The organism is Salmonella sp. 32031103-2018-00083-FB-01-SM-01 (assembly GCF_017571995.1).
In the GTDB taxonomy this organism is placed as follows: Bacteria; Pseudomonadota; Gammaproteobacteria; order Enterobacterales; family Enterobacteriaceae; genus Salmonella; species Salmonella enterica.
Genome location: NZ_JAGEQL010000002.1, coordinates 134,905 through 150,093, shown reverse-complemented (window position 1 = coordinate 150,093; position 15,189 = coordinate 134,905). Strand labels below are relative to the sequence as shown.

Below are 15,189 nucleotides of genomic sequence, written 5' to 3'. Positions count from 1 at the left end.
GCGACGCATGAAAGCAGCGGCAAAAACGCAAAAATCGAAACGCCAGGAAGAACAGACCAACTTCATCAGTTGGCGTTTTGCGTTGCTATGCGGCTGTATTTTACTGGCGCTGGTTTTTTTACTTGGACGCGCGGCGTGGCTACAGATTATCGCCCCGGATATGCTGGTGCGTCAGGGCGATATGCGTTCGCTGCGTGTTCAGGAAGTCTCCACCTCACGCGGTATGATTACCGACCGTTCCGGGCGTCCACTGGCGGTCAGCGTACCGGTTAAGGCGATCTGGGCCGACCCGAAAGAAGTTCATGACGCCGGCGGCATCAGCGTCGGCGATCGCTGGAAAGCGCTTTCTACTGCGCTAAATATCCCGCTCGATCAGCTCTCCGCCCGTATCAACGCCAACCCGAAAGGGCGTTTTATTTATCTGGCGCGCCAGGTAAATCCTGACATGGCGGACTACATCAAAAAACTCAAACTGCCGGGCATTCATTTGCGTGAAGAATCACGCCGCTACTACCCGTCAGGAGAAGTAACCGCTCACCTCATCGGTTTTACCAACGTCGACAGTCAGGGGATTGAAGGCGTTGAAAAGAGCTTTGATAAGTGGCTTACCGGTCAGCCTGGCGAGCGAATCGTGCGTAAAGACCGCTATGGTCGCGTGATTGAGGATATCTCCTCCACTGACAGTCAGGCAGCGCACAACCTGGCGTTAAGCATTGATGAACGCTTACAGGCGCTGGTTTACCGCGAACTGAACAACGCGGTGGCGTTTAACAAGGCGGAATCCGGTAGCGCGGTGCTGGTCGATGTCAATACCGGTGAAGTACTGGCGATGGCGAATAGCCCTTCCTATAACCCCAACAACCTTGCCGGTACGCCGAAAGACGCGATGCGTAACCGTACCATCACCGACGTGTTTGAACCGGGTTCTACGGTTAAGCCGATGGTGGTGATGACCGCGCTTCAGCGCGGTATCGTCAACGAAAATACGGTGTTGAATACCGTTCCATACCGAATTAACGGCCACGAAATTAAAGACGTGGCGCGCTACAGCGAATTAACCCTGACCGGGGTTCTACAGAAGTCGAGTAACGTCGGCGTATCCAAACTGGCGTTAGCGATGCCGTCCTCAGCGTTAGTAGATACTTACTCACGTTTTGGGCTAGGAAAGGCGACCAATTTGGGGTTGGTCGGAGAACGCAGTGGCTTATATCCTCAAAAACAACGGTGGTCCGACATAGAGAGGGCCACCTTCTCTTTCGGCTACGGGCTAATGGTAACGCCGTTACAATTAGCGCGAGTCTATGCAACGATCGGCAGCTATGGCATTTATCGCCCGCTGTCGATTACCAAAGTTGATCCGCCTGTACCCGGCGAACGCATCTTCCCTGAATCCACCGTACGCACCGTGGTGCATATGATGGAAAGCGTGGCGCTGCCGGGCGGCGGCGGCGTGAAGGCGGCAATTAAAGGCTACCGTATCGCGATTAAAACCGGTACGGCGAAAAAAGTGGGGCCGGACGGTCGCTACATCAACAAATACATTGCTTACACCGCAGGCGTCGCGCCTGCGAGTCAGCCGCGCTTCGCTCTGGTGGTTGTCATCAACGATCCGCAGGCGGGTAAATACTACGGCGGCGCCGTTTCCGCGCCGGTATTTGGTGCCATCATGGGCGGCGTTCTGCGCACCATGAACATCGAACCGGACGCGCTGGCAACGGGCGAAAAAAATGAATTCGTAATTAATCAAGGCGAGGGAACAGGTGGCAGATCGTAATTTGCGCGACCTTCTTGCTCCGTGGGTGGCTGGACTACCCGCGCGAGAACTGCGAGAGATGACGCTCGACAGCCGTGTGGCTGCGGCGGGCGATCTCTTTGTGGCAGTAGTGGGTCATCAGGCGGACGGGCGTCGATATATCCCGCAGGCGATAGCGCAAGGCGTAGCTGCCATTATTGCAGAGGCGAAAGACGAGGCGGCCGACGGTGAGATTCGCGAAATGCACGGCGTACCGGTCGTCTATCTCAGCCAGCTCAATGAGCGTTTATCTGCGCTGGCGGGCCGCTTTTACCATGAGCCATCTGAAAACATGCGTCTGGTGGCGGTGACCGGCACCAATGGCAAGACCACCACTACTCAACTACTGGCGCAGTGGAGCCAGTTGCTCGGCGAAACCAGCGCAGTGATGGGAACGGTAGGCAACGGACTGTTGGGTAAAGTGATCCCGACGGAGAACACAACCGGTTCCGCTGTGGATGTTCAGCATGTGCTGGCCAGTCTGGTTGCGCAGGGCGCGACCTTCGGCGCGATGGAAGTCTCTTCTCACGGCCTGGTGCAGCATCGCGTGGCGGCGCTGAAATTTGCCGCCTCCGTGTTTACTAATTTGAGCCGCGACCATCTCGACTATCATGGCGATATGGCGCATTACGAGGCGGCAAAATGGATGCTTTATTCCACCCACCATCACGGTCAGGCAATCGTCAACGCCGATGATGAAGTTGGACGCCGCTGGCTGGCGTCGCTACCCGATGCGGTCGCGGTATCAATGGAAGGGCATATCAACCCTAACTGTCATGGTCGTTGGCTGAAAGCGGAGGCGGTGGAGTACCACGACCGCGGAGCGACGATTCGTTTTGCTTCAAGCTGGGGTGAAGGCGAAATCGAAAGCCGCCTGATGGGCGCGTTTAACGTCAGCAACTTACTGCTGGCATTGGCGACGCTACTGGCACTGGGCTATCCGTTAACGGATTTGCTGAAAACCGCCGCGCGTTTGCAGCCGGTTTGCGGGCGTATGGAAGTGTTCACTGCGCCAGGCAAACCGACGGTGGTGGTGGATTACGCGCACACGCCGGATGCGCTGGAAAAAGCGTTGCAGGCGGCGCGCCTGCACTGCGCCGGAAAATTGTGGTGCGTCTTTGGCTGTGGCGGGGATCGTGACAAAGGTAAGCGCCCACTCATGGGGGCCATTGCCGAAGAATTCGCGGATATCGTCGTGGTGACTGACGATAACCCGCGTACCGAGGAGCCGCGCGCCATTATCAACGATATTCTGGCCGGAATGCTGGACGCCGGGCAGGTCAGGGTAATGGAAGGCCGCGCTGAGGCGGTAACCAATGCCATTATGCAGGCAAAAGACAATGACGTTGTGCTGATTGCAGGTAAAGGGCACGAGGATTACCAGATTGTCGGCACGCAGCGTCTTGATTATTCAGACCGCGTGACCGCAGCGCGTTTGCTGGGGGTGATCGCATGATTAGCGTAACGCTCAGCAAAATTGCCGATGTCCTTGGCGCCGAGCACCGCGGGGCGGATCTCACGCTCGATACGGTCATTACCGACACACGGAAAGTGACGCCGGGATGCCTGTTCGTGGCGCTGAAAGGGGAACGCTTTGATGCGCATGATTTTGCTGATAAAGCAAAAGCGAACGGCGCTGGCGCCCTGCTGGTCAGTCGTCCTCTGGATATCGATCTTCCGCAGGTGATTGTAAAAGACACGCGTCAGGCATTTGGCCAACTGGCCGCCTGGGTACGTATGCAGGTACCGGCGCGGGTGGTGGCGTTAACCGGTTCGTCCGGCAAAACTTCGGTCAAAGAGATGACCGCCGCGATTCTTAGCCAGTGCGGAAACACTCTGTATACCGCAGGCAATTTTAACAACGACATCGGCGTTCCGATAACGCTGCTGCGCTTAAACCATGATTATGACTATGCGGTAATCGAGTTAGGCGCTAACCACCAGGGAGAAATCGCCTGGACCGTTAGCCTGACACGCCCGGAAGCGGCGCTGGTCAATAACCTGGCGGCGGCGCATCTGGAAGGCTTCGGCTCGTTGGCTGGCGTGGCGAAAGCGAAAGGCGAAATCTATACCGGTTTGCCTGAGAACGGTATCGCGATTATGAATGCCGATAATAATGACTGGCTGAACTGGCAAAGCATTATTGGCGATCGTCAGGTGTGGCGTTTTTCGCCGAATGCGGCAAACAGCGACTTTACCGCTGCGAATATCCACGTGACGTCACACGGTACCGAATTTACTCTGCAAACGCCGATGGGCAGCATTGATGTGCTGCTGCCGTTGCCGGGGCGGCACAATATTGCCAACGCGCTGGCGGCCGCTGCTTTATCAATGGCGGTGGGGGCGACGCTGATGGCGGTTAAAGCAGGGTTGGCGGCGTTAAAAGCTGTACCCGGGCGTCTGTTCCCGATTCAGCTAAGTGAAAACCAACTGGTACTCGATGATGCTTATAACGCCAACGTCGGTTCGATGACCGCCGCAGTGCAGGTCCTTTCTGAAATGCCCGGCTACCGCGTGCTGGTGGTAGGCGATATGGCCGAGCTGGGCGCAGAAAGCGAAGCGTGCCACATCCAGGTTGGCGAGGCCGCAAAAGCGGCGGGTATTGATCGCGTGTTAAGCACCGGAAAACTCAGTCAGGCTATCAGCCACGCCAGCGGCGTCGGCGAACATTTTGCCGATAAAGCCGCGCTCATTGCGCGTTTACACGCTCTGCTTCAGGAGCAACCAATGATGACTATTTTAGTGAAAGGATCACGCAGCGCCGCGATGGAAGATGTGGTTCATGCGTTACAGGAGAAAGGTTCATGTTAGTTTGGCTGGCCGAGCATTTGGTCAAATATTATTCCGGCTTTAACGTCTTTTCTTATCTGACGTTTCGCGCCATCGTCAGCCTGTTGACCGCGCTGTTCATCTCTTTATGGATGGGCCCGCGTATGATCGCTCGTCTGCAAAAACTCTCTTTTGGCCAGGTGGTACGTAACGATGGCCCGGAATCGCATTTCAGTAAACGCGGTACGCCGACGATGGGCGGCATCATGATCCTGACGGCGATTGTGATTTCCGTTCTGTTATGGGCTTACCCGTCTAACCCGTATGTCTGGTGCGTGCTGGTGGTATTGATTGGCTACGGCATTATCGGTTTTGTCGATGACTATCGCAAAGTGGTGCGGAAAGATACCAAAGGGCTGATTGCGCGCTGGAAATATTTCTGGATGTCGGTTATCGCGCTCGGCGTGGCCTTTGCGCTTTATCTCGTCGGGAAAGACACGCCCGCGACCCAACTGGTGGTGCCGTTCTTTAAAGATGTTATGCCGCAATTGGGGCTGTTTTACATTCTGCTGTCCTACTTTGTCATCGTCGGTACGGGTAACGCCGTGAACCTGACCGACGGGCTTGATGGTCTGGCGATTATGCCGACTGTTTTCGTTGCCGCCGGCTTTGCGCTGGTGGCCTGGGCGACCGGGAACATGAACTTCGCCAATTACCTGCATATTCCGTATTTACGCCATGCGGGGGAGCTGGTGATTGTCTGTACGGCGATTGTCGGCGCGGGATTAGGATTCTTGTGGTTTAACACCTATCCGGCGCAGGTTTTTATGGGCGATGTCGGATCGCTGGCGTTGGGCGGCGCGTTGGGCATTATCGCCGTGCTGCTGCGTCAGGAATTTCTGCTGGTGATCATGGGCGGCGTCTTTGTGGTGGAAACTCTGTCGGTCATCCTGCAGGTGGGTTCCTTTAAACTACGCGGACAGCGTATTTTCCGTATGGCGCCTATCCATCACCACTATGAACTGAAAGGCTGGCCGGAACCGCGCGTGATTGTGCGCTTCTGGATTATTTCGCTGATGCTGGTGCTGATTGGCCTGGCAACGCTGAAGGTACGTTAATCATGGCTGATTACCAGGACAAAAACGTCGTCATTATCGGTCTGGGCTTAACCGGACTCTCTTGCGTGGACTTTTTTCTCGCCCGCGGCGTGACGCCGCGGGTGATGGATACTCGCGTGACGCCGCCGGGTCTGGATAAGCTGCCGCAAGAGGTTGAGCGTCACGTTGGCGGCCTGAACGACGAGTGGCTCTTAGCGGCGGATTTAATCGTCGCCAGCCCTGGCATCGCCCTGGCACATCCCTCTCTTAGCGCTGCCGCCAGCGCTGGAGTGGAAGTTGTCGGCGATATCGAACTGTTTTGCCGCGAAGCGCAAGCGCCGATTGTGGCCATCACCGGCTCGAACGGCAAAAGCACCGTGACCACCTTAGTGGGCGAGATGGCGAAAGCGGCGGGCGTCAATGTCGGCGTTGGCGGCAATATCGGTCTTCCGGCGCTGATGCTGTTGGATGCCGATCGCGAATTGTACGTGCTGGAATTATCCAGTTTCCAACTGGAAACCACGTCAAGTTTGCAAGCGGCGGCGGCAACGGTGCTCAACGTCACTGAAGATCATATGGACCGGTATCCGTTTGGTTTGCAACAGTACCGGGCGGCGAAACTGCGCGTCTACGAGAAGGCGAAAGTGTGCGTGGTGAATGCCGATGACGCGTTGACGATGCCGGTACGCGGGGCCGATGAGCGCTGCGTCAGCTTTGGCGTCAATATGGGTGATTATCACCTTAATCGTCAGCAGGGCGAAACCTGGCTACGAGTCAAAGGCGAGAAGGTGCTGAACGTGAAAGAGATGAAGCTTTCCGGTCAGCATAACTATACCAATGCGTTAGCGGCGCTGGCGCTGGCGGATGCCGTAGGTCTGCCGCGCGCCAGCAGTTTGAAGGCGTTGACGACATTTACCGGTCTGGCGCATCGCTTTCAGCTGGCGTTGGAGCATAACGGCGTACGTTGGATCAATGACTCGAAAGCGACCAACGTCGGCAGTACCGAAGCGGCGCTAAACGGTTTGCATGTGGACGGTACGCTACATCTGCTGCTGGGCGGCGACGGTAAGTCGGCAGACTTTTCTCCGCTGGCGCGCTATCTGACCGGCGATCGTATCCGCCTGTATTGCTTTGGGCGCGATGGCGCGCAGCTTGCCGCACTGCGTCCGGAAATCGCCCAACAGACTGAGACGATGGAAGAGGCGATGCGTTTGCTGGCGCCGCGCGTTCAGCCGGGTGATATGGTGCTGTTGTCGCCCGCCTGCGCCAGTCTCGATCAGTTTAAAAATTTTGAGCAACGGGGCGATGTCTTTACCCGTCTGGCGAAGGAGTTAGGTTGATGCGTTTATCTCTCCCCCGTCTGAGAATGCCGCGCGTACCAGGCTTTGGCCTCCTGGCCTGGCTGTTTGCGGCGCTTAAAGGCTGGGTGATGGCTTCGCGCGATAAAGACGCCGACAGTCTGATCATGTATGACCGCACGCTGCTATGGCTGACCTTCGGGCTGGCGGCGATTGGTTTTGTCATGGTGACGTCGGCCTCCATGCCAGTCGGGCAGCGCCTGGCGAACGATCCGTTTTTGTTTGCCAAACGTGATGCGCTCTATATCTTCCTGGCATTTTGTCTGGCGATGGTCACGCTACGTTTGCCCATGACCTTCTGGCAAAAATACAGCACGACGATGCTGATTGCGTCGATCATTATGCTGCTTATCGTGCTGGTCGTCGGGAGCTCGGTTAACGGGGCGTCGCGCTGGATTGCGCTGGGGCCGCTGCGTATTCAGCCTGCGGAGTTTACCAAGCTGTCGCTGTTCTGCTACCTCGCGAACTATCTGGTGCGTAAGGTTGATGAAGTGCGCAACAATCTGCGCGGCTTTTTAAAACCAATGGGCGTGATTCTGGTGCTGGCGGTGTTACTGCTGGCGCAGCCTGACCTCGGGACGGTGGTCGTACTGTTTGTCACCACGCTGGCGATGCTGTTTCTCGCCGGGGCGAAATTATGGCAGTTCATCGCCATTATCGGGATGGGCATCTCGGCGGTGATTCTGTTAATCCTCGCCGAACCGTATCGTATTCGCCGCGTTACCTCGTTCTGGAATCCTTGGGAAGATCCGTTCGGCAGCGGTTATCAGCTGACGCAGTCGCTGATGGCTTTTGGTCGCGGTGAGATATGGGGGCAAGGGCTGGGGAATTCGGTGCAGAAACTGGAGTATTTGCCGGAGGCGCACACCGATTTCATCTTCGCCATTATTGGGGAAGAACTGGGTTATATCGGTGTGGTATTGGCGCTTTTAATGGTATTCTTCGTCGCTTTTCGCGCGATGTCGATTGGCCGTAAAGCGCTGGAGATTGACCACCGTTTTTCCGGATTTTTAGCGTGTTCTATCGGTATTTGGTTTAGTTTCCAGGCGCTGGTAAACGTTGGCGCGGCCGCGGGGATGCTGCCGACCAAAGGTCTTACGTTGCCGCTGATCAGTTATGGCGGGTCGAGTCTGTTGATTATGTCGACGGCCATTATGTTTTTATTACGTATTGATTATGAAACGCGTCTGGAAAAAGCGCAGGCGTTTACACGAGGTTCTCGATGAGTGGTCAACCGAAGCGGTTAATGGTGATGGCGGGCGGTACCGGCGGGCACGTGTTCCCGGGACTGGCCGTTGCGCATCATTTAATGGCCCAGGGCTGGCAGGTTCGCTGGCTGGGTACCGCCGATCGTATGGAAGCGGATTTAGTGCCGAAGCATGGCATCGACATTGACTTTATTCGGATCTCCGGTCTGCGAGGTAAAGGCGTAAAAGCGCTTCTGGCGGCGCCGCTGCGGATTTTTAACGCCTGGCGGCAGGCGAGGGCGATCATGAAGCGGTTTAAGCCGGATGTCGTACTGGGAATGGGCGGTTATGTTTCCGGCCCCGGCGGTCTTGCTGCCTGGTCATTGGGTATTCCGGTCGTTTTGCATGAGCAAAACGGTATCGCCGGACTAACCAATCAGTGGCTGGCCAAAATCGCGACCACGGTGATGCAGGCGTTTCCCGGTGCGTTCCCGAACGCGGAAGTGGTGGGTAACCCGGTGCGTACCGACGTACTGGCGTTGCCGTTGCCGCAGGTGCGTCTGGCCGGTCGTGACGGCCCGATTCGCGTGTTGGTGGTCGGCGGTTCTCAGGGGGCGCGAGTCCTGAACCAGACGATGCCGCAGGTTGCCGCCAGACTGGGCGATACGGTTACAATCTGGCATCAAAGCGGAAAAGGCGCGCAGCTCACGGTAGAGCAGGCATATGCCGGGGCGGGACAACCGCAACATAAGGTAACGGAATTTATCGATGACATGGCCGCCGCCTATGCGTGGGCGGATGTGGTGGTATGTCGTTCCGGCGCTTTAACGGTGAGCGAGATCGCCGCCGCCGGATTACCGGCGATATTCGTGCCGTTTCAGCATAAAGACAGGCAGCAGTACTGGAATGCGCTGCCGTTAGAAAACGCCGGCGCAGCTAAGATTTTTGAGCAGCCGCAGTTTACTGTAGAGGCTGTCGCCGACACCCTGGCGGGGTGGTCGCGCGAGGCGTTGTTAACCATGGCGGAGCGTGCCCGCGCGGTATCCATTCCGGATGCTACCGAGCGCGTCGCCAGTGAAGTCAGCCGGGTTGCCCGGACATAATTTGTGGCGGTGCCTTTTGCATCGCAGGGTTTTTCTACCCTCAATAATTTGGGTTGCAGGCAAGCCAACGCATCTGCAATTTGAAGTATGGCGGGTATTGGAGTTAATGGCGTAAAGAATGAATACACAACAACTGGCAAAACTGCGTTCCATCGTGCCCGAAATGCGTCGCGTTCGGCACATTCACTTTGTCGGCATCGGTGGTGCTGGTATGGGCGGTATTGCCGAAGTTCTGGCCAATGAAGGGTATCAGATCAGTGGTTCCGATTTAGCGCCGAATCCGGTGACCCAGCAGTTGACGAGCCTGGGGGCGACGATTTTCTTTAACCATCGTCCGGAAAATGTGCGTGATGCCAGCGTGGTCGTCGTTTCCAGCGCAATTTCCGCGGATAACCCGGAAATTGTCGCGGCGCATGAAGCGCGTATTCCGGTTATTCGCCGTGCGGAAATGCTGGCGGAACTGATGCGTTTTCGCCACGGCATCGCCATTGCCGGGACGCACGGAAAAACCACAACGACCGCGATGGTGTCCAGTATTTATGCCGAAGCGGGGCTGGACCCGACTTTCGTGAATGGCGGACTGGTGAAAGCCGCAGGCGTTCATGCGCGTCTGGGCCATAGTCGTTACCTGATTGCCGAGGCAGATGAGAGCGACGCGTCCTTCCTGCATTTGCAGCCGATGGTCGCGATCGTCACCAACATCGAAGCCGACCATATGGATACCTATCATGGCGACTTTGAAAATTTAAAGCAGACGTTTATTAACTTCCTGCATAACCTGCCGTTCTACGGTCGCGCGGTAATGTGCGTCGACGATCCGGTCATCCGCGAGTTGCTGCCGCGGGTGGGGCGTCAGACCACGACGTATGGCTTTAGCGAGGATGCTGACGTCCGCGTAGAAGATTATCAGCAGATAGGGCCGCAGGGGCACTTTACGCTGTTGCGCCAGGGAATGCCGGATCTGCATGTCACGTTGAATGCGCCGGGTCGCCACAATGCTCTGAATGCCGCCGCGGCAGTGGCGGTAGCGACCGAAGAAGGCATCGCCGATGACGCTATCCTGCGCGCGCTGGAAAGCTTCCAGGGGACCGGGCGTCGTTTTGACTTCCTCGGCGAGTTCCCGCTTGAGCCGGTGAATGGTAAAGCCGGGACGGCGATGCTGGTGGATGATTATGGCCATCATCCGACTGAAGTAGACGCCACCATTAAAGCTGCGCGAGCAGGGTGGCCGGATAAAAAACTGGTGATGCTGTTTCAGCCGCACCGTTACACGCGCACGCGCGATCTGTATGACGATTTCGCCAATGTGCTGACCCAGGTTGATGCGCTGCTGATGCTGGACGTTTACCCGGCGGGCGAAGCGCCGATTCCGGGAGCGGATAGCCGTTCTTTATGTCGTACGATTCGTAATCGGGGAAAAATTGACCCGATTCTGGTTTCCGATCCGGCTCAGGTTGCGACAATGTTAGCGCCGGTGCTGACGGGTAACGACTTGATATTAGTGCAAGGCGCAGGAAATGTTGGCAAAATTGCGCGTTACTTATCTGAAATCAAGCTGAAGCCGCAAATCCAGGAGGAAGAACAACATGGCTGATAAAATCGCGGTCCTGTTGGGCGGAACCTCTGCGGAGCGGGACGTTTCGTTAAATTCCGGCGCGGCAGTGTTGGCCGGGTTACGTGAAGGCGGCATTGATGCGCATCCCGTCGATCCGCAAGAGGTCGATGTCGCGCAGCTTAAAGCAATGGGCTTTCAGAAGGTCTTTATTGCGTTGCATGGCCGCGGCGGTGAAGATGGCACCTTACAGGGAATGCTTGAGCTGCTCGGCCTGCCTTATACCGGTAGCGGCGTGATGGCCTCGGCGCTTTCCATGGATAAACTGCGCAGTAAATTGCTGTGGCAGGGCGCAGGCTTACCGGTTGCGCCGTGGGTCGCGCTGACGCGCGCTGAGTTTGAAAAAGGCCTTAGCGAAGAACAAAAAGCGCGAATTTCGGCGCTGGGTTTACCGCTGATCGTCAAACCCAGCCGTGAAGGCTCCAGCGTCGGTATGACGAAAGTAGTAGAAGAAAATGCTTTACAGGGTGCGTTATCATTGGCTTTTCAGCATGATGAAGAAATACTGGTTGAGAAATGGCTGTGCGGTCCGGAATTTACGGTGGCGATAGTTGGCGAAGAAATTTTACCGTCAATTCGTATCCAACCGGCAGGAACCTTCTATGATTATGAGGCGAAGTATCTCTCTGATGAGACTCAGTATTTCTGCCCTGCTGGTTTAGAAGCGTCCCAGGAAGCCGCGCTACAGTCTCTCGTCCTGCAGGCATGGAAAGCTTTAGGCTGCACGGGATGGGGGCGTATTGACGTCATGCTGGACAGCGATGGTCAGTTTTATCTGCTGGAAGCCAATACATCTCCAGGGATGACCAGCCATAGTCTGGTGCCGATGGCGGCGCGTCAGGCGGGAATGAGCTTCTCGCAGTTAGTGGTACGAATTCTGGAGTTGGCGGACTGATATGTCGCAGGCTGCGCTGAACACGCGAAACAGTGATGAAGAGACACCTTCTTCACGCCGCAATAATGGAACGCGTCTTGCAGGTATTTTATTTCTGCTGACGGTACTGTGCACCGTGTTTGTTAGCGGGTGGGTCGTGTTAGGGTGGATGGAAGATGCGCAGCGTTTACCGTTATCAAAGCTGGTATTAACCGGCGAGCGTCACTACACGCGTAACGATGATATCCGTCAGGCGATACTGGCTCTGGGCGCGCCGGGAACCTTCATGACGCAGGATGTGAACATTATCCAGAGCCAGATTGAGCGTTTGCCGTGGATTAAACAGGCCAGCGTCAGAAAACAGTGGCCTGATGAATTGAAGATTCATCTGGTTGAATATGTGCCGATTGCGCGTTGGAATGATCAACATATGGTCGATGCTGAAGGGAACACCTTCAGCGTGCCGTCAGACCGCATCGGCAAACAGGTTTTACCCATGTTGTATGGCCCGGAAGGCAGCGCGAGTGAAGTGTTGCAGGGATACCGCGAGATGGGGCAGGTGCTGGCTAAGGATAAATTCACTCTAAAGGAAGCGGCGATGACCGCACGTCGCTCCTGGCAATTGACGCTTAATAACGGCATTAAGCTCAATCTCGGCAGGGGCGATACGATGAAAAGGTTGGCTCGCTTTGTAGAACTCTATCCGGTTTTACAGCAGCAGGCGCAAACCGATGGCAAACGGATTAGCTACGTTGATTTGCGTTATGACTCAGGTGCGGCAGTTGGCTGGGCGCCGCTCCCCCCTGAGGAATCTAATCAGCAACAGAATCAGGCACAGGCAGAACAACAATGATCAAGGCGACGGACAGAAAACTGGTAGTAGGACTGGAGATTGGCACCGCGAAGGTTGCCGCTTTAGTAGGGGAAGTTCTGCCCGACGGTATGGTCAATATCATTGGCGTGGGCAGTTGCCCATCGCGGGGTATGGATAAAGGCGGGGTGAATGACCTTGAGTCAGTGGTGAAATGCGTTCAGCGCGCCATTGACCAGGCGGAATTGATGGCTGATTGCCAGATCTCCTCGGTATATCTGGCGCTTTCCGGCAAACATATTAGCTGTCAGAATGAAATTGGTATGGTGCCCATTTCCGAAGAGGAAGTGACGCAGGAAGATGTGGAAAACGTCGTGCATACTGCGAAGTCAGTGCGCGTGCGCGATGAACATCGCGTGCTGCATGTGATTCCTCAGGAGTACGCCATTGACTACCAGGAAGGCATTAAAAATCCGGTCGGTCTTTCCGGCGTGCGTATGCAGGCGAAAGTACATTTGATTACCTGCCACAACGATATGGCAAAAAACATTGTCAAAGCTGTTGAACGTTGTGGTCTGAAAGTTGACCAACTGATATTTGCCGGACTGGCGGCCAGTTATTCCGTGTTAACGGAAGATGAACGTGAACTGGGCGTCTGTGTCGTGGATATCGGCGGTGGTACAATGGATATCGCCGTTTATACTGGCGGCGCGCTGCGTCATACCAAAGTGATCCCTTACGCGGGGAACGTGGTGACCAGCGATATCGCTTATGCCTTTGGTACGCCGCCGAGCGATGCTGAAGCCATTAAAGTCCGCCACGGTTGCGCGCTGGGTTCCATCGTCGGTAAAGACGAGAGCGTTGAAGTACCGAGCGTAGGCGGGCGTCCGCCGCGCAGCCTGCAACGTCAGACGCTGGCGGAAGTGATTGAGCCGCGTTACACCGAGCTGCTCAATCTGGTCAACGAAGAGATATTGCAATTACAGGAACAGCTTCGCCAACAAGGGGTAAAACATCACCTGGCGGCGGGGATTGTGTTAACCGGCGGCGCGGCGCAAATCGAAGGGCTTGCTGCTTGCGCTCAGCGCGTGTTTCATACGCAGGTGCGTATCGGCGCGCCGCTGAATATTACCGGTCTGACGGATTATGCCCAGGAGCCGTATTACTCAACGGCGGTGGGATTGCTTCACTACGGGAAAGAGTCCCACTTAAACGGTGAAGCAGAAGTGGAAAAACGTGTTACGGCATCAGTTGGCTCGTGGATCAAGCGACTTAATAGCTGGCTGCGAAAAGAGTTTTAATTTTTTATGAGGCCGCCAGATATTACGGCCTCAGGCGACAGGCACATGACGGAGAGAGATTATGTTTGAACCTATGGAACTAACCAACGACGCGGTGATTAAAGTCATCGGCGTCGGTGGTGGCGGCGGTAACGCTGTTGAACACATGGTGCGCGAGCGCATCGAAGGTGTTGAATTCTTCGCGGTGAATACCGACGCTCAGGCGTTGCGTAAAACGGCGGTTGGCCAGACCATTCAAATTGGTAGCGGCATTACCAAAGGTCTGGGCGCCGGCGCTAACCCGGAAGTCGGTCGTAACGCGGCGGACGAAGACCGTGAAGCGCTGCGTGCGGCGCTTGAAGGCGCAGACATGGTATTTATCGCGGCAGGCATGGGCGGCGGTACCGGTACCGGCGCGGCGCCAGTGGTTGCTGAAGTGGCAAAAGATTTAGGTATTCTGACCGTTGCCGTGGTGACTAAGCCTTTCAATTTTGAAGGCAAAAAGCGCATGGCATTTGCGGAGCAGGGTATCACCGAGCTGTCCAAGCATGTGGACTCGTTGATCACCATCCCGAACGACAAGCTGCTGAAAGTGCTGGGCCGTGGTATCTCCCTGCTCGACGCGTTCGGCGCGGCTAACGACGTGCTGAAAGGCGCGGTTCAGGGTATCGCAGAGCTGATCACCCGCCCAGGCCTGATGAACGTCGACTTTGCTGACGTGCGTACTGTGATGTCTGAAATGGGCTACGCAATGATGGGCTCCGGCGTGGCGAGCGGTGAAGACCGTGCGGAAGAAGCGGCTGAAATGGCTATTTCTTCTCCGCTGCTGGAAGATATCGACCTGTCCGGCGCGCGCGGCGTGTTGGTCAACATTACGGCGGGCTTCGACCTGCGTCTGGACGAGTTTGAAACCGTCGGTAACACTATTCGCGCGTTTGCGTCGGATAACGCCACCGTGGTTATCGGTACCTCTCTGGACCCGGATATGAATGATGAACTGCGCGTGACGGTAGTGGCGACCGGTATTGGTATGGACAAACGTCCGGAAATCACCCTGGTCACCAATAAACAGGTGCAGCAGCCGGTGTTGGATCGTTATCAGCAGCACGGTATGGCGCCGCTGACGCAGGAGCAAAAAACGGTCGCGAAAGTGGTTAACGACAATACACCACAGGCGGCGAAAGAGCCGGATTATCTGGATATCCCCGCATTCCTGCGTAAGCAAGCTGATTAAGAATTAGCTGGAATTTGGGATTCTGGGCTCTTTGTGCTAAACTGGCCCGCCGAATGTATAGTACACTTCGGT

General features: G+C 55.9%; 12 protein-coding genes. All 12 read left to right on the top strand.

The features are described from left to right. The first annotated feature begins 7 nt into the window (after positions 1 to 7). The 12 genes from ftsI (at position 8) to ftsZ (ending at position 15,117) form a co-directional block, all read left to right on the top strand. Positions 8 to 1,774 carry a peptidoglycan glycosyltransferase FtsI gene (gene ftsI / locus J4614_RS07035; protein WP_000642235.1) on the top strand — a complete coding sequence of 589 codons (1,767 nt, stop codon included), beginning with the start codon at positions 8 to 10 and terminating at the stop codon, positions 1,772 to 1,774. Then, complete coding sequence (gene murE / locus J4614_RS07030; RefSeq protein ID WP_001726862.1) at positions 1,761 to 3,248, top strand: UDP-N-acetylmuramoyl-L-alanyl-D-glutamate--2,6-diaminopimelate ligase; 1,488 nt, start codon at positions 1,761 to 1,763, stop codon at positions 3,246 to 3,248. The genes ftsI and murE overlap by 14 nt, the downstream gene beginning before the upstream one ends. Continuing rightward, positions 3,245 to 4,603 (top strand): UDP-N-acetylmuramoyl-tripeptide--D-alanyl-D-alanine ligase, encoded by a 1,359-nt coding sequence (murF, locus tag J4614_RS07025; protein WP_208293114.1) that lies wholly within the window; start codon positions 3,245 to 3,247, stop codon positions 4,601 to 4,603. Before murE ends, murF begins: the two co-directional genes overlap by 4 nt. Then, on the top strand, positions 4,597 to 5,679 hold the full coding sequence (gene mraY, locus J4614_RS07020; protein ID WP_000964138.1) for a phospho-N-acetylmuramoyl-pentapeptide-transferase: 1,083 nt from the start codon (positions 4,597 to 4,599) through the stop codon (positions 5,677 to 5,679). The genes murF and mraY overlap by 7 nt, the downstream gene beginning before the upstream one ends. Positions 5,680 to 5,681: 2 nt before the next feature. Beyond that, positions 5,682 to 6,998 carry a UDP-N-acetylmuramoyl-L-alanine--D-glutamate ligase gene (murD, locus tag J4614_RS07015; RefSeq protein WP_208293113.1) on the top strand — a complete coding sequence of 439 codons (1,317 nt, stop codon included), beginning with the start codon at positions 5,682 to 5,684 and terminating at the stop codon, positions 6,996 to 6,998. After that, positions 6,998 to 8,242, top strand: coding sequence for a cell division protein FtsW (ftsW, locus tag J4614_RS07010; RefSeq protein ID WP_001239803.1), 1,245 nt, complete (start codon positions 6,998 to 7,000; stop codon positions 8,240 to 8,242). The genes murD and ftsW overlap by 1 nt, the downstream gene beginning before the upstream one ends. After that, positions 8,239 to 9,306, top strand: coding sequence for an undecaprenyldiphospho-muramoylpentapeptide beta-N-acetylglucosaminyltransferase (murG, locus tag J4614_RS07005; RefSeq protein WP_000016613.1), 1,068 nt, complete (start codon positions 8,239 to 8,241; stop codon positions 9,304 to 9,306). Before ftsW ends, murG begins: the two co-directional genes overlap by 4 nt. A 118-nt stretch (positions 9,307 to 9,424) precedes the next feature. Next, entirely contained in the window at positions 9,425 to 10,900 is a 1,476-nt protein-coding gene (gene murC / locus J4614_RS07000) for a UDP-N-acetylmuramate--L-alanine ligase (RefSeq protein WP_001096069.1), read from the top strand. Then, positions 10,893 to 11,813, top strand: a complete 921-nt coding sequence (locus tag J4614_RS06995) for a D-alanine--D-alanine ligase (RefSeq protein ID WP_079982194.1) — start codon at positions 10,893 to 10,895, stop codon at positions 11,811 to 11,813. The genes murC and J4614_RS06995 overlap by 8 nt, the downstream gene beginning before the upstream one ends. Position 11,814: 1 nt before the next feature. Further along, entirely contained in the window at positions 11,815 to 12,645 is an 831-nt protein-coding gene (gene ftsQ, locus J4614_RS06990) for a cell division protein FtsQ (RefSeq protein ID WP_000075728.1), read from the top strand. Beyond that, entirely contained in the window at positions 12,642 to 13,904 is a 1,263-nt protein-coding gene (gene ftsA / locus J4614_RS06985; RefSeq protein WP_000588463.1) for a cell division protein FtsA, read from the top strand. Before ftsQ ends, ftsA begins: the two co-directional genes overlap by 4 nt. Before the next feature lie 61 nt (positions 13,905 to 13,965). Further along, on the top strand, positions 13,966 to 15,117 hold the full coding sequence (ftsZ, locus tag J4614_RS06980; protein ID WP_000462785.1) for a cell division protein FtsZ: 1,152 nt from the start codon (positions 13,966 to 13,968) through the stop codon (positions 15,115 to 15,117). Positions 15,118 to 15,189: the final 72 nt, after the last annotated feature.